Genomic DNA, 14758 nt, shown 5'->3' with positions numbered 1-14758 from the left:
ATGCAGCGTCTACAAGCCTATAAATACGAACTGATGCCAAATGGCGAGCAGGAGCGCGCTATGCGCCGCTTCGCCGGATCGTGCCGGTTCGTCTATAACAAGGCGCTGGCACTGCAAAAAGAAAATTACGAAGCGGGTAACAAGTTCATCGGCTATGTCGCGATGGCGAAACACCTTACGGGATGGCGCAATGGCATTGACACGCCGTGGCTCAAGGACGCGCCTTGTCATCCATTACAACATGCCTTGAAGGACTTGGAGAAGGCTTACCAAAACTTCTTTGCCAAACGCGCCGATTTCCCGCGTTTCAAGCGCAAGGGCAGCGGCGATGCTTTCCGCTACCCCGATCCGAAACAGATCAAGCTCGATCAGGCCAACAATCGCCTCTTTCTTCCCAAATTGGGTTGGCTGCGCTACCGCAACAGCAGGGACGTGCTCGGCGAACTGCGTAACGTCACCGTGAGCCAGTCGGGAGGCAAGTGGTTCGTGTCGATTCAGACGCGGCGCGAGGTCGAGCAGCCCCTGCCCATGGCGACAACCGCCATCGGGATCGACGTCGGCATCGCTCGGTTCGCCACCATGAGCGACGAGAGCTATATCGCCCCGCTCAACAGCTTCAAGAAGCACCAACAGCGCCTTGCCCGCTACCAGCGCCGCATGAGCCGCAAGGTCAAGTTCAGCAACAACTGGAAGAAGGCAAAGGCCCGCGTCCAAAAGGTTCATACCCGTATCGCTAACGCCCGCAAGGATTTTCTGCACAAAACCACAACAACGATTTGCCAAAACCACGCACTCGTTTGCATTGAGGATTTGCAGGTACGGAACATGTCCAGGTCTTCCAAAGGCAGCAGCGAACAGCACCGCAAGATGGTGAAACAGAAGTCCGGCCTGAACCGCGCCATTCTCGATCAGGGATGGGGCGAATTCAGGCGACAGCTGGATTACAAGGTGGCGTGGAACGGCGGCATGCTGTTGCCGTTCCGCCGCACCACACCAGCCGGATGTGCCCATGCTGCGGCCACACATCGAAAGACAATCGGCAAACACAAGCGAAGTTCTTATGCGTCGATTGCGGTTACGAAAATCACGCCGATGTGGTCGGTGCGATCAATATTTTAGCGCGAGGACATCGCGTTCTAGCCTGTGGAGAGCCGGTGCAGCCAGGCCGCTCGGCGAAGCGTGAGCGCATGCGTTCACCCCACTGAAGCGACTGCGCAAATCGCCGCATAGCGCCGTAGGAATCCGTTTCCTTCAGGGTAGGGGAGGATGTCAACAAAAAGTCTTCATCGCCATCGACGATTCTGACGTGGCCTCCGTCGGCGGATCCTGGCTCACCCCGAAGGACGCGATCCTGGCCGGCGACTGGGCGCGCATTACCGAACTGGCAAAGGCGGCTGCCGCAAACGAACGCGGCGCGCTTGAGGCGCGCGCCGCGTTAGAATTCGTGGATGCATAACGAACCGCTGCACATCTGCGTCAAGCCGGCAGTGCGCGCACCCGCGCGCCTCGACCGGCCGCTCACCGAAGGCGAGGTCGCCATGGCATCGGCGCTGTTCGGCGACGCGCTCGATTACGCGCGCGTGCGGGTTTTCCGCCGCCGCTACCTCCCGTTCGGCATGCAGCCGCGCAATTGCGCGATGTCTCCCAACGGCAGCATCTACTTCCACAAATCCTGCTGCCTGTCCGATTTTTCGCGCGGCGACGACCACGCCAGGCACTGGTTCATGCACGAAATGGTGCACGTCTGGCAGCACCAGCTGGGTTATCCGGTACGCCTGCGCGGCGCCATCAGGATCGGCCTCGGCTACGCCTACGAGCTCGATCCCGCCAAGACGCTGGCCGACTACAACATGGAAGCGCAGGGCGACCTGCTGGCCGACTACTTCGTGCTGAAGCACCTGCATTCGGCGCGCACGATGCGCCAGCCGCGCTACGCCGACTGCGGCGCGCTGTTCGACAAGGTGCTGGCCGGCTTCCTCGCCAACCCGCGCGACCGCGCCAACCTCCCGCGCGGCTTTATCCGCCGCTAAGTCTTACGCGTAGATGACGTAGGGCGGATAAGCGCTTGGTGCGCATCCGCGTGCATGCGTCAACGAAGCGCAAACACGCGGATGCGTGCTTCGCACTTATCCGCCCTACGAATTACGCTTGCGGCTACTCGTAGCGCAGCGCTTCGATCGGATCGAGCTTCGCGGCCTTACTGGCCGGGAAGACGCCGAACACCACGCCCACGCCGCCCGAGAACAGCAGCGACACCGCAATCGCCCACCACGGCACGAATGCATCCGGGAAATTGGGAATGACCGCCGCCACGCCCCAGCCGATCGCGTAGCCGAGCACCACGCCGATCAGGCCACCGAACATGGCCAGGATGGCCGCTTCGATCAAAAACTGCAGCATGATGTCGCGGCTGCGCGCGCCGATCGCCTTGCAGATGCCGATCTCGCGGGTGCGCTCGGTCACCGACACCAGCATGATGTTCATGATGCCGATGCCGCCCACCAGCAGGGCGATGCCGACAATGCCGGCCATGACCATCGTGACCATCGTGCTGATCTCGGCGAAGCTTTTCGCCAGCTGGTCTGACGCGACCAGTTCGAAGTCGTCCTTGTGCTCAGCCTTCAGCTTGTGCGAGGCGCGCATCGCGGCGGTGAGCTGGCGCTTGACTTCCTCGGTCGGGGTGGCGCTGTCGCTGCTGACGTTGATGCGCATGTTCGGCTTCTGGTTATTGCCGATCATGCTGCGGCCGGTCTTGAACGGGATGATCAGGTAGTCGTCCTGCGACATCCCGAACAACTCGCCGCGCGTCTCCATCACACCGACGATCTTGAACCACTCGCCCGAGTACTGGACGAACTGGCCGAGCGGATCGCCCTTCAGGTGCAGTTCTTCGACCAGCTTCGACCCGATCACGGCGACCCGGCGCGCGTTGGCCTCGTCCGCCTGGCTGAGGAAGCGGCCGGTCTGCACAAAGCGCTGGTGAACGTCCTGGTAGCTCGGCGTGGTCGCCATCACATGCGCGAAGGCCTTGCTGTTGCCGACCCGGACGTCGCCGCCGCCCGAGCGAGAATCAACCGGGCACAGGTCGGGATGCCGGCTGACGTGGGCGCGCAACCTGTTCCATCGTCCTCGGAAGCGCAGGTGTTGATCTTGCCGCGCAGGACATCCTTGAAGTCGTTCCTGGCGCTGATGGGTGTTGGCATTTGCTGCCCAGGCCTTCGAAACTGCTTCGCTGAATGCTCTGGGAATACCCTGGATCAGCGAGACCACGCGATCACCGCATGCGACCCCGAATGAATTCACGGCCGAGCGGCGGTCAGGAAGCTGCGCAAGCCGGTGCGCCGGATGGCGGCCAGCCGCGAGCGCAGGGCCTCGATAAATAGTACATGTCTGGTTCCTTCTAGGCCCCGCGCGGTTCGTTGAAGGTGTCCCGCTGAACGATCTTCCCGTCTGCAAGGCCGCACCACGGCGCCGGCACTGTGCGGCGATTTTCCCGGGCTCACTGGGTGACCATGAAACCAACCGTCTGGCGCTGCATTGCACGTCGCGGATCAGCGCCAGGATGTCGCGGCTGGTGGCCGAGTCCAGGTTGCCGGTCGGTTCATCGGCCAGCAGGATCGAGGGCTTGCCGACCAGCGCGCGCGCGATGGCCACGCGCTGACGCTGGCCGCCGGACAGCTCGTTGGGGCGGTGGTGCATGCGCTCGCCGAGCCCGACGTGCTGCAGCGCCTCTTCCGCCATGCGGGTGCGCTCGCGGATGCCGATGCCGCGGTAGATCAGCGGCTGCGCCACATTGGCCAGCGCGGTGGAGCGCGGCAGCAGGTGAAAGCTCTGGAAGATGAATCCGATTTCGGCGTTGCGCACCAGGGCCAGCTCGTCGCCTTCCATGGTGGCGACATCGCGGCCGTTGAGCAGGTAGGTGCCGGCGCTAGGGCGGTCGAGGCAGCCGAGGATGCTCATCATGGTCGACTTGCCGGAACCGGAAGCGCCGATGAAGGCGATGTACTCGTTGCGCTCGATCTGGAGGTCCACGCCCTGCAGCGCATGGACTTCCTGGTCGCCCATCCGGTAGGTCTTGGTGATGCCGGACAGACGGATCACAGGCTTGCCTTCGGCTGCGGCGCCTGCGCGCTGCGCACCTCCTTCTTCGGATCCGCCTTCAGCGCCGCCACCGCTTCGCCGTCGCGCAGTTCGCGCAGCAGGCGCGCGGGCCCGATCGCGACGGTATCGCCCCTGGCCACACCCTTGAGCACTTCCTGGTTGTTGTCGTCGGCCAGGCCCAGTTCGACGGTACGCTTGCGCACCACGCCGTCGACCACCGCCAGCACGAAGCTGGACTGCTTGTTGTCCTTGGCGCCGGGCGCCTGCTCGGTCATCACCGCCTGCAGCGGCACGGATGGACGGGCGGTGCCGCCGCCAAGCACGATCTCCACGCGCGCCGTCATGCCGGTGCGCAGGGCCAGCGTGGTGTCGTCGAGGCGCACCTTGACGATGTAGTTGCGCGCCTGCGGGCTGACTTTCGGTGTCAGCGACACGCTTTGGACCTTGCCGGACACCGGTTTGTCGGCGTAGGCGGAAGGGTAGATGCGCGCGGCCTGGCCTGCCGCCACGCCGGCCACGTCGGCTTCGTCGACGCTCACTTCGGCCATGATGCCCGACACGTCGGCGATCGTCATCAGGCTGGAGCCGGCGATCCCGGTGGCGCTGGCGACGGCGGTTTCGCCGACCTTGATCTGGACCGAGGTAGCGGTGCCGCTGATCGGCGCGCGCACTTCGGTCTTGGCCAGGCGCTCCTTGGACAGCGACAGCATCGCCTCGGCCTGCTGGAGCGCCTCGCGGCTGGCGCGCAGTTCCACCGCGGCCAGCTCGGCCGCATGGCGCGCGTCGTCGTACTTGCTGGCGCCGATGAACCTGGCGTCGGCCAGGCTGGCGTTGCGTTCCAGGTTGCGCTTCTGGTTGGCGAGGTTCAGCTGCGCGCGTTCGATGGCGATGGCGGCGCTGCGGCGGTTGGCGTCCTGCTGCGCCACTTCGGCGCGGTAGGTGGTGGGGTCGAGGCGCAGCAGAACCTGGCCTTTTTCGATCTTGTCGCCTTCCTTGACCAGCACTTCGCTGACCTTGCCGATTACTTCGCTCGACAGCTGGACTTCCTGGCTGAACACCAGGTTGCCGGAGGCGAGGATCGTCGGCTGGATCTGGCGCAGTTCGACCTTCGCCAGTTCCGCTTCCTTGACGGTCTTATTCTTCGACAGCTTGACCGCGACCGGCACGGCGATGAACGCCGCGATCACCGCTGCGGCGATAATTTTCTTTTTCATTGTTTTCGGTGCTTAGGCAAACATGACGATCTTGCCGGCCCACAGGCCGAAGACGAGCACCAGCGGCAGCAGGGAAATGGTGACGCAGGTGGCGAGGCTGCGGGCGGTCCACACGCGCAGGCCGATCACGGACAGCACCACGCTCCACAGCATCGCCAGGTCGATGTTGGTGAGGAAGCCGGCCCACGGATGGCTTTGCGGCAGCTGGAACAGCAGGAAGTTCAGCGACGTCATCGACAGGTCTTCCATCGGCACCTGGCCGCCGGAAGTCATGATCTGCATGGCCATCAGCGGCAGCACCAGCAGGCGTGGCAGCGAGGCCCATGCCGTCAGCGCAAACCATTTGCCGAAGCTGATGTCGCTGCCCAGGAATTTACCGGCCAACAGGTAGTAGAGGGCGAAGATCGCATAGATGACGGGGGTGACGATCAGGGCGCCGGCGACCGACATCCAGCCCATCGTCGTTTGCGACATGATGCCTTGTGCGGCCTGGCGCTGTTCGTCGGTCATGTCCGGCTGCGACGCCATGGTGTGGTTCATCAGCCATGCGAAATCCACGGTCTGGAAGTACCACCAGATCATCAGCGCGGAGCCGAACATGACGGTCAGCAGCGGAAGCCAGGTGTGGGAGCGTTCGCGGATGGCGGCGAAGGCCTTGCTTGGTTCGACAAGAATCTGCAGCGGGATCGCAGCGACGTTATTGGACATGGAGGTTTTCCTTGATGTTTTTATAATGACCAGATACTAACGGCCAGCCGCACGGCCGTCTAGTCAAAGTGGATACATATAAGTGCAGCAGGACATCGCTATTGGCGTTGCATTGCCGATCATGAAATTGACGGGTCGCGATGGTGCCCGATCCGCTAAAATGGCGGATTCCTCATTTTTTACTAACAATCATGACTCAAGACGAACTGAAGCAAGCCGTGGCCCGCGCCGCGATCGACTACGTGGTGGACGGCGAGATCATCGGTGTCGGCACCGGCTCGACCGCCAATTTCTTCATCGACGAACTGGCCAGGATCAAGGACCGCATCAAGGGCACGGTAGCGTCGTCGGAAGCGACGGCGGCGCGCCTGCGCGGCCACGGCATTCCGGTGTTCGACCTGAACGAGGTGACCTCGATCGCGGTGTACATCGACGGCGCCGATGAAATCACCTCCGGCGGCGCGATGATCAAGGGCGGCGGCGCTGCGCTGACGCGCGAGAAGATCGTGGCCTCGGTGTCGAAGAAGTTCGTCTGCATCGCCGACGGCTCCAAGCTGGTCGACGTGCTGGGCAAGTTCCCGCTGCCGATCGAAGTGCTGCCGATGGCGCGCAATGCGGTCATGCGCAGGATGGCGGCGCTGGGCGGCCAGCCGAAACTGCGCACCAAAGCGGGCTCCGACGACGCCTTTATCACCGACAACGGCGGTGAGCTGGTCGACGTGGCCGGCCTGCAGATCACCGATCCTGCCGGTTTCGAAATGCAGATCAACCAGATCGTCGGCGTGGTGGCGGTGGGCCTGTTTGCACAGCGCGGCGCGGATGTCTGCCTGCTGGGCACCAGCGAAGGCGTCAAGAAGCTCGAGTTCTGATTCTCCGCGGCGCGCGGAACCTTGTCGGGAAAACCATGAAGCGATTGTTTGTGCTGGTGTCGTGCGTGCTGCTGGCAAGCGGCTGTTCCATGTATGGAAAGCAGGAGACTGTGGTGCGGGCGGCCCCGGCAAGGGTGGCCGCGCCGACGCCGGTGCTGGTGGATGCAAACGGCGCGCGGATCGAGCGCGTGGAGTTCGTGACCGGAAGGTCGTCGGTGACCGTCGAACGGATGGCGAAGCTGAAGGGGTGTACCGGAGGGCAGGGCGCCGGCTTGATGACGCCGGAAGGACCGGTCGAGGTTTACAAGATGCGCTGCGAGAATGGACAGACGTTCACCGCGCGGTGCGAGCTGCGGCAATGTAAGGCCATGTAGTTAAGAAAACGCAATCGAAACCCGTAGGGCGGATGCGCTTCGCTTATCCGCCCTACGGGTGTTTTTATATGAATCGTATGTTGCTTAGTCCGCTGGCGGAACGTAACCCACCGCAGCATCCGCGCCTTCACCGAAGAAGTGCTTCTCCATCTGCGCCGCCAAATACTTGCGCGCGCGCTGGTCGGCCAAATTCAGGCGGTTTTCGTTGACCAGCATGGTCTGGTGCTTGAGCCATGCCGCCCACGCTTCCTTCGACACCGATTCGTAGATCTTCTTGCCAAGTTCGCCCGGGTACGGCGGGAAATCGAGCCCTTCGGCTTCCTTGTTCAGTTTGATGCAATGTACTGTGCGGGCCATCTCTGCTCCTGATGCGTTAAAAGTTGAATTATAGGGACTTGACCAGAACCTGGGATTTGCGCTGCCAGTTGTACATGCGCTGGCGATCCTTCGGAAGCGCGTCGACGGTGGCCGGCTTGAAGCCGCGTTTCTGGAACCAGTGCGAGGTGCGCGTGGTCAGTACGAACAGCTGCTTGAAGCCCGCTGCGCGCGCGCGGTTCTCCATGTGGCGCAGGATGCGCTCGCCGTCGCCCTGGGCTTGCACCTCGGGGTTGACGGTCAGGCATGCCATCTCGGCCATCTTCTCTTCCGGGAAGGGGTACAGCGCCGCGCAGCCGAAGATCACGCCATCATGCTCGATGACGGAGAACTGGTCGATCTCGCGTTCGATCAGCTCGCGGCCGCGCTTGACCAGCGTGCCGTCCGCTTCTAGCGGTTCGATCAGCTTGATAATTCCGCCGACGTCCTCAATTGTTGCCTTCCGCAGGCTTTCGAGGTTCTCGTGGCTGATCATCGTGCCGACACCATCGTGGGTGAACAGCTCGAGCAGCGCCGAGCCGTCCATCTCGAACGGCACGATGTGGGCGCGCGGTACGCCGCTGTTGCAGGCCTTGATCGCGTGCTGCAGGTAGAACGAGGCGTCGGAGGCGAGGAAGCCCGCTTCCAGCACGGCTTCGGCCTGGTGCGACGACAGTTCGCGGATCTCGGCGCCGCCATCGTCGGTCATCATCGCCGTTTCGGTGATGAATACCAGCTTGTCGGCGTGCAGGGCGATCGCCGCGGAGACCGCGACGTCTTCCATGGTCAGGTTGAACGCTTCGCCGGTCGGCGAGAAGCCGAGCGGGGAGAGCAGCACCAGGCTGTCGGTGCCGAGGATCGCGTGGATGCGCTCGGCGTCGACCTTGCGGGTGATGCCGGTCAGTTCGAGGTCGACGCCGTCGATCACGCCAAGCGGACGCGCGGTGACGAAGTTACCTGAGATGATGCGGATGGCGGCGTGCGCCATCGGGGTGTTCGGCAGCCCCTGGCTGAACGCGGCTTCGATGTCGAGGCGAAGTTCGCCGGCGGCTTCCTTCGCGCATTCGAGCGCCGCGGTGTCGGTGATGCGCAGGCCGTTGTGGAAGCGGCCTTCGACGTTACGCAGGGCGAGCTGTTCGGCCACCTGCGGACGCGAGCCGTACACGATGACGACGCGGATGCCGAGTGCGACCAGCAGCGATAAATCCTGCGCCAGCACCGACAGTGCGCCGGCAGCGACAAGTTCGCCCGGGAATGCGACCACGAAGGTCTTGCCACGGAAGGCGTGGATGTAAGGTGCGACTGAGCGCAGCCATTGGACGAATTGGGTAGGAGTTTCCATTTGCCGCATTATAATTCGCTGCGCGACTTGCGCGCCAAATTCATGCAAAAAACGATGTCAGAACAGAGTAACAAGCCCGATGCACCCGCTGCGCAGCCGCGCAAGGTTCCACAGCAGCGCAACGAGGGGCAGCCGCGCAAGGGACAGGGCCAGCAGCAGGGGCAGAAACGCGCGGCCGGCGAGCCGGGCCAGCGCGCGCCGCAAGCTGCCGGCAGGCGTCCACCGCAGGCGCCGCGCGAGCAAGTGCGCAACCCGCTGCCGCCGATTACCTTCCCCGAGGAGCTGCCGGTCTCCGGCCGCCGCGCGGACATCGCCAAGGCCCTGACCGAGAACCAGGTCATCATCGTGTCCGGCGAGACCGGCTCGGGCAAGACCACCCAGCTGCCGAAAATATGCCTCGAACTGGGGCGCGGCCAAAAAGGCCTGATCGGCCACACGCAGCCGCGCCGTATCGCGGCGTCGTCCACGGCCAAGCGCATCGCGCAGGAACTCGGTTCGCCCCTGGGCGAGCACGTGGGCTTCAAGGTGCGCTTCAACGACACGCTGTCGAAGGGCGCGTCGGTCAAGCTGATGACCGACGGTATCCTGCTGGCCGAGACCCAGACCGACCCGCTGCTCAGGGCTTACGACACCATCATCATCGACGAGGCGCACGAGCGCAGCCTGAACATCGATTTCCTGCTTGGCTACCTGAAGCAGCTGCTGCCGCGCCGTCCCGACCTGAAAGTCATCATCACCTCGGCAACCATCGACGCCGACCGCTTCTCGCGCCACTTCGGCCAGCCGGGCAAGCCGGCCCCGGTGATCGAGGTGTCGGGCCGCCTGTACAAGGTGGAAGTGCGCTACCGTCCGGTCGACCGCGACCCGGTCGCCGTCGCCGCGCCGGAAGGCAAGCCGCAGCCGAAGGCGCAGGCCGCCCGCGAAAAGCGCGACCTGATGGACGCGGTGATCGACGGCGTCGACGAGGTGTGCCGCATCGGTTCAGGCGACGTGCTGGTGTTCCTGCCGGGCGAGCGCGAGATCCGCGATTGCGCCGAGGCGCTGCGCAAGCACCATCCGCCCCACGTCGAGATCCTGCCGCTGTTCGCCCGCCTGTCGGTCGAGGAGCAGGACCGCGTCTTCAAAATTACCAATGCGCGCCGTATCGTTCTGTCGACGAACGTGGCCGAGACTTCGCTGACGGTGCCCGGCATCCGCTTCGTCGTCGATGCCGGCCTGGCGCGCGTGAAGCGCTACAGCTTCCGCAACAAGGTCGAACAGCTGCAGGTGGAACCGGTGGCCCAGTCGGCGGCCAACCAGCGCGCCGGCCGTTGCGGCCGCGTGCAGGACGGCGTCTGCATCCGCCTGTACGAGGAAGACGATTTCCTGCAGCGGCCGAAGTTCACCGATCCGGAGATCCTGCGTTCGTCGCTGGCCGCCGTTATCCTGCGCATGAAGTCGCTGCACCTGACCGACGTCGAAACCTTCCCCTTTATCGAACCGCCGCAGGGCCGCGCGATCGCCGACGGCTACCAGCTGCTGCAGGAAGTGGGTGCGGTAGACGAGGCCAACCAGCTGACGCCCCTGGGCCACAAGCTGGCCAAGCTTCCGCTCGACCCGCGCGTGGGGCGCATGATCCTCGCCGCGCTGGACAACGCCTGCCTGACCGAGATGCTGATCGTGGCGTCGGCGCTGTCGGTGCAGGATCCGCGCGACCGCCCGATGGAGTTCCAGCAGGCGGCCGACGAGGCGCACAAGAAGTTCGCCGACGAGAAGTCGGAGTTCCTCTCGTTTATCAAGATCTGGAACTGGTTCGAGCAGGCCATCGAACACAAGAAGTCGAACCGCCTGCTGATGGAAACCTGCCGCAGCAGTTTCCTGTCCCAGGTGCGCCTGCGCGAATGGCGCGACGTGCATTCGCAGCTGCTGACCATTGTGCGCGAGCAGGGCTGGCGCCTGAACGATGCGCCGGCCACTTACGAGAACCTGCATACCGCGCTGCTTACCGGCTTGCTGGGTAACGTCGGCTTCAAGTCCGAGGACGAACAGGGCGGCGCCTACCTGGGCGCGCGCGGCATCAAGTTCCACATCTGGCCGGGATCGTCGCTGCTGAAGAAGCCGGGCAAGTGGGTGATGGCGGCGGAACTGGTGGAGACCACGCGCCTGTACGCGCGCTGCGTGGCGCAAATCCAGCCCGAGTGGGTGGAGCGCGTGGGCAGCCACCTGCTGAAAAAATCCTGGGGCGAGCCGCGCTGGGAAAAGCGCGCGGCGCAGGTGACCGCGTCCGAAAAGGCGACGCTGTACGGCCTGACGGTGTATAGCCAGCGCCGCATCAACTACGGCCAGAAGAACCCGGCCGAGGCGCGCGAGATCTTTATCCGCGATGGCCTGGTGGCGGGCGATTACGACACGCGCGCGCCGTTCTACGCGCACAACCTGAAGCTGATCAAGGAAATCGAGAACCTCGAGCACAAGTCGCGCAGGCTCGACGTGCTGGTCGACGACCACCTGATCGCGGCCTTCTACGACAAGCTGATACCAACCGACGTGGTCAACGGCGCCGGCTTCGATAAATGGCACAAGGACGCGACGCGCGACAACCCGAAGCTGCTGTACCTGAACCGCGAAGAACTGATGCGGCACGAGGCGGCGGGCGTGACGACGGAGCTGTTCCCGAAGACGATGTCGGTTACCGGCATCGAGATGCAGCTGACCTATCACTTCGAGCCCGGCACCGCGCGCGATGGCGTGACGCTGCACGTGCCGCTGTTCGCGCTGAACCAGCTGCCGCGCGAGCGCGCCGAGTGGCTGGTGCCGGGCATGCTGAAGGAGAAGGTGCACCTGCTTCTGAAATCGCTGCCGCAGAAGCTGCGCCGCCATTGCGTACCGCTGCCGGATTTCGCCGCGAAGTTCTGCGAACGGATCAACGACACCGGTACCTTCGGGCGCGGAGACCTGGTCGATGCGGTCATCGCGGACATCCGTGCGCAGACCGGCATCGCGGTGCTGACGTCCGATTTCAAGATGGAGACGCTGCCGGCCCACCACTTCATGAACTTCAAGGTGGTCGACGAACACGGGCGCCAGCTCGAGATGGGGCGCAACCTGGCCGCGCTGCAGGACGAATTCGGCAAGCAGGCGCGCCAGAGCTTCCAGAAGCTGGCCGAGGGGAAGGCGCAGGCGGTCGGGCTGTCGGCCGCATCGCAGGCTGCCATCAATGGCATGGGATCCGCTGCTGCGGGGAAGGTCAATGTGTTCGCGGGCGCCAAGGGGGCCGCAGCGCCGTCCGCGGCTGCGCCGGCGGGCAAGGGCGGCAAGGCCGCGCCGGCCGCGGCCGAAGCTGCGGCTTCGCCGTCTATCACCCAGCACACCGGCTTGACCAGCTGGACCTTCGGCGAACTGCCTGAATTGCTGGAGATCGTGCAGGGCAAGCTGACCTTGATCGGCTTCCCGGCGCTGGTCGACAAGGGGACGCATTGCGACCTCGAAGTGTTCGACGATCCGGCAGTGGCTGCGCGTACGCACCGCATCGGCTTGCGCAGGCTGTTCGCGCTGCAGTTCCGCGACCAGCTCAAGTTCGTGGAGAAGAACATCCCCGGCATGCAGCAGATGGGCATGCAGTTCATGGCGCTCGGATCGCAGGAAGAATTGCGCGACCAGATCATCCAGAAGGCGATCGATATCGCCTGCCTGCAGGATCCGCTGCCGACCGATGCGGCATCGTTCAACAAGCGCAAGGAGGAGGGCAAGTCTCGCCTCGGGCTGCTGGTCAACGAGATCGCGCGGCTGGTCGGGCAGGTGCTGGCCGAGTACCACGGCCTGCCGAAGAAGCTGCAGAACATCGGGCAGCAGGCGGCGGCCGACATCCAGGGCCAGCTGCAAGGCCTGGTGCACAAGCGCTTCGTCGGCGAAACGGAATACGCGCAGCTGTCCCACTTCCCGCGCTATCTTAAGGCGATCAACGTGCGGCTCGAAAAGCTGCGCGGCGATCCGTCGCGCGACGCGCGCCTGATGGCCGAGTGGAACCAGTCGGCCAGCCACTTCCTGCGCGCCGCCAGGGACAGGCTCGCGGGCAAGAACACCGATCCGAAGATGGTGGAATTCCGCTGGATGCTGGAGGAGTTGCGCGTCTCGCTGTTTGCGCAGGAATTGCGTACACCGATGCCCGTTTCAGGGAAGCGCTTGCAGAAAGTATGGGAGTCGATGCAACGCTGACCCCTGCGGGCTTGCCCGCAGGATCGGGCGCAAGCGCGATTCCTTGATTTCCGCCAGATTTTTCCGCCGTCTCTTTACTACACTGTCCCTGATAGAAGTTCCGGCCACCGGCCGGGAGTGCGGCGATATTGTTGTGTTTCTACCTTTATGCGAGCTAACGCACAGAAGGTGTGTTTCCAGGTTGCTACTCTGATTAAAACCGGAGACCTCACATCATGTTCGTAAGCTCACGCTGCAACAACGCCGGCCCGCTCGGCAAGCCCATTCCAAGCCGTTCGATTTCCGCATTGCTGGCGCGGCTGCCCGTGCTGTCCCGGTTACGATGGTAAGGAAAGCCAGTCCCTGGCTGCGCAGCCTGCTGCGCGCCGCGAAAATACAGCAGCGTACATCCGCCCGCGCGGTCAAGACGCTGCTGGCCCTGTCCAAGCCTGCGGCCCCAAAAAAGACAAGGGTACGCAAGGCGCCGGCGAAGACCAGCGTGCTGCTCGCGCCCCGCGTCGGGCCGGCAGCAGGAATGACTCCGTCCTCGCTCGCCAAACCCTCGCGGCTGCGCGCCACGCGCCCCACCCCGCACCTTGATCCGCCCGGCCGGTGGCTGTCGTCCCATTTCACCGCACCCGGCAAGCACGGCGTATTGCGCAGCATGCTGTACTGGGTATATGTCCCGTCGCTTCCGCCACAGCCGCAGGGAATGCCATTGGTGGTGATGCTGCACGGCTGCGACCAGAACGCAATTTCCTTCGCACAGGGAACGCGCATGAACGAACTGGCGGAGCGAAAGGGATTCGCGGTTGTGTATCCGCAGCAATCGGTGGCAAGCCATCCCCACGCCTGCTGGAAATGGTACGACCGGGCCACGCAGCTGGGCGGCGGCGACGTCGGGCACATCGTCGGCATCGTCAATTCGGTAGCGGCTACGCATCCCATCGATCGTTCGCGCATTTATATTTGCGGCTTGTCCGCCGGCGGCGCGATGGCGCATATTGTCGCGTTGAACCATCCCGGCCTGATCGCCGGCGTTGGCATCCACTCATCGCCCTTGTTCGGGGCGGCGCGCGGGGCGGTCGGCGCCATCAAGGTCATGCGGCATGGCGATGCCGCCCGGGCCGGGATGGCGATCGCGGAATTGTTTGCGAGGCAACCAGACTTCCCCGGCATGCCGACCATCCTGATCCATGGCGAGGCCGATGGGGTGGTCCGTCCCATCAACCAATCCCAGCTGGAACTGCAGTCCCTGCAACTGAACCGCGTGCCCGATGGGACGCCTGTCGAGATATCGGTAAAAGCGCGCACTACGCGGTCGAATGCCTACCAGTTGCGCGACATTCGGCTCAAGCGAAATGTGTTGCTGAGGGTCGTGAGGATTGCCGAACTCAAGCACGCCTGGAGCGGGGGTAACGATGGCATCGCCTTCAATTCCGGCTTCGGGCCCGATTCGAGCCAGATCCTGATCGATTTCTTTGCGCGCCACCGCCGTGGCGACGCGGCGGCCATCCCCGGCTAATCGTGTAAGTAAGTGCCTGCTTCCGATAGGCGATGCAGCGCACGAAAAAGATAGACCTTGTCAAAAGCGGCTTTGGATAGTACTGTATATTCATACAG

11 protein-coding genes and 1 pseudogene are annotated in these 14758 nt (G+C 63.8%); 7 read left to right on the top strand and 5 right to left on the bottom strand.

All coding sequences use genetic code 11. The annotated features are described in order from the left end of the window. The 3 genes and pseudogenes from D3872_RS09105 to D3872_RS09100 all read left to right on the top strand — a co-directional run bounded on the left by D3872_RS09105 (nucleotide 1) and on the right by D3872_RS09100 (nucleotide 2030). Nucleotides 1-1205: pseudogene (locus tag D3872_RS09105) on the top strand (RNA-guided endonuclease InsQ/TnpB family protein). A gap of 101 nt (nucleotides 1206-1306) precedes the next feature. Then, complete coding sequence (locus tag D3872_RS25640) at nucleotides 1307-1456, top strand: hypothetical protein (protein WP_182915743.1); 150 nt, start codon at nucleotides 1307-1309, stop codon at nucleotides 1454-1456. Then, a complete protein-coding gene (locus D3872_RS09100; RefSeq protein WP_229459233.1) occupies nucleotides 1449-2030 on the top strand; it encodes a Rhs element Vgr protein in 582 nt (193 codons plus the stop codon). The genes D3872_RS25640 and D3872_RS09100 overlap by 8 nt, the downstream gene beginning before the upstream one ends. Before the next feature lie 124 nt (nucleotides 2031-2154). Here the strand turns inward: D3872_RS09100 and D3872_RS09095 are convergent, their stop codons facing one another. The 3 genes from D3872_RS09095 to D3872_RS09085 are packed head-to-tail and all read right to left on the bottom strand — an operon-like array spanning nucleotide 2155 to nucleotide 6023. Next, nucleotides 2155-4101, bottom strand: coding sequence for an ABC transporter ATP-binding protein/permease (locus D3872_RS09095; protein ID WP_119810471.1), 1947 nt, complete (start codon nucleotides 4099-4101; stop codon nucleotides 2155-2157). Then, nucleotides 4098-5315: an efflux RND transporter periplasmic adaptor subunit gene (locus tag D3872_RS09090; protein WP_119810470.1), complete on the bottom strand. Its 1218-nt coding sequence runs from the start codon at nucleotides 5313-5315 to the stop codon at nucleotides 4098-4100. The genes D3872_RS09095 and D3872_RS09090 overlap by 4 nt, the downstream gene beginning before the upstream one ends. A 12-nt stretch (nucleotides 5316-5327) precedes the next feature. Beyond that, on the bottom strand, nucleotides 5328-6023 hold the full coding sequence (locus tag D3872_RS09085; protein ID WP_119810469.1) for a YIP1 family protein: 696 nt from the start codon (nucleotides 6021-6023) through the stop codon (nucleotides 5328-5330). Between the two features lie 191 nt (nucleotides 6024-6214). On the opposite strand from D3872_RS09085, the gene rpiA reads away from it, so the two are divergent. After that, nucleotides 6215-6892 carry a ribose-5-phosphate isomerase RpiA gene (gene rpiA, locus D3872_RS09080; RefSeq protein WP_119810468.1) on the top strand — a complete coding sequence of 226 codons (678 nt, stop codon included), beginning with the start codon at nucleotides 6215-6217 and terminating at the stop codon, nucleotides 6890-6892. Between the two features lie 35 nt (nucleotides 6893-6927). Beyond that, complete coding sequence (locus D3872_RS09075; RefSeq protein ID WP_119810467.1) at nucleotides 6928-7266, top strand: hypothetical protein; 339 nt, start codon at nucleotides 6928-6930, stop codon at nucleotides 7264-7266. An 84-nt stretch (nucleotides 7267-7350) separates the two neighbouring features. Here the strand turns inward: D3872_RS09075 and D3872_RS09070 are convergent, their stop codons facing one another. Then, nucleotides 7351-7623: an oxidative damage protection protein gene (locus D3872_RS09070; RefSeq protein WP_119810466.1), complete on the bottom strand. Its 273-nt coding sequence runs from the start codon at nucleotides 7621-7623 to the stop codon at nucleotides 7351-7353. Nucleotides 7624-7651: 28 nt separating this feature from the next. Next, a complete protein-coding gene (gene argA / locus D3872_RS09065) occupies nucleotides 7652-8962 on the bottom strand; it encodes an amino-acid N-acetyltransferase (RefSeq protein ID WP_119810465.1) in 1311 nt (436 codons plus the stop codon). Between the two features lie 54 nt (nucleotides 8963-9016). On the opposite strand from argA, the gene hrpA reads away from it, so the two are divergent. Together hrpA and D3872_RS09055 are read left to right on the top strand one after the other, a co-directional pair. Beyond that, the gene (gene hrpA, locus D3872_RS09060) at nucleotides 9017-13156 is read left to right on the top strand and encodes an ATP-dependent RNA helicase HrpA (protein ID WP_119810481.1); all 4140 of its coding nucleotides are present in this window, start codon (nucleotides 9017-9019) and stop codon (nucleotides 13154-13156) included. Nucleotides 13157-13478: 322 nt separating this feature from the next. Beyond that, nucleotides 13479-14660: an extracellular catalytic domain type 1 short-chain-length polyhydroxyalkanoate depolymerase gene (locus D3872_RS09055; RefSeq protein ID WP_119810464.1), complete on the top strand. Its 1182-nt coding sequence runs from the start codon at nucleotides 13479-13481 to the stop codon at nucleotides 14658-14660. The last annotated feature ends 98 nt before the right edge of the window (nucleotides 14661-14758 follow it).

Source organism: Massilia cavernae, assembly GCF_003590855.1.
In the GTDB taxonomy this organism is placed as follows: domain Bacteria; phylum Pseudomonadota; class Gammaproteobacteria; order Burkholderiales; family Burkholderiaceae_D; genus Telluria_A; species Telluria_A cavernae.
This window is presented reverse-complemented; position numbering and strand designations above follow the sequence as displayed.

What these genes read in the sequence shown, in the direction of transcription:
- D3872_RS09085 (WP_119810469.1), bottom strand. Translation starts at nt 6,023, where the DNA reads ATGTCCAATAACGTCGCTGCGATCCCGCTGCAGATTCTTGTCGAACCA.
- hrpA (WP_119810481.1), top strand. Translation starts at nt 9,017, where the DNA reads ATGTCAGAACAGAGTAACAAGCCCGATGCACCCGCTGCGCAGCCGCGC.
- D3872_RS09100 (WP_229459233.1), top strand. Translation starts at nt 1,449, where the DNA reads ATGCATAACGAACCGCTGCACATCTGCGTCAAGCCGGCAGTGCGCGCA.
- D3872_RS09055 (WP_119810464.1), top strand. Translation starts at nt 13,479, where the DNA reads ATGGTAAGGAAAGCCAGTCCCTGGCTGCGCAGCCTGCTGCGCGCCGCG.
- D3872_RS09070 (WP_119810466.1), bottom strand. Translation starts at nt 7,623, where the DNA reads ATGGCCCGCACAGTACATTGCATCAAACTGAACAAGGAAGCCGAAGGG.
- D3872_RS09075 (WP_119810467.1), top strand. Translation starts at nt 6,928, where the DNA reads ATGAAGCGATTGTTTGTGCTGGTGTCGTGCGTGCTGCTGGCAAGCGGC.
- argA (WP_119810465.1), bottom strand. Translation starts at nt 8,962, where the DNA reads ATGGAAACTCCTACCCAATTCGTCCAATGGCTGCGCTCAGTCGCACCT.
- rpiA (WP_119810468.1), top strand. Translation starts at nt 6,215, where the DNA reads ATGACTCAAGACGAACTGAAGCAAGCCGTGGCCCGCGCCGCGATCGAC.
- D3872_RS09090 (WP_119810470.1), bottom strand. Translation starts at nt 5,315, where the DNA reads ATGAAAAAGAAAATTATCGCCGCAGCGGTGATCGCGGCGTTCATCGCC.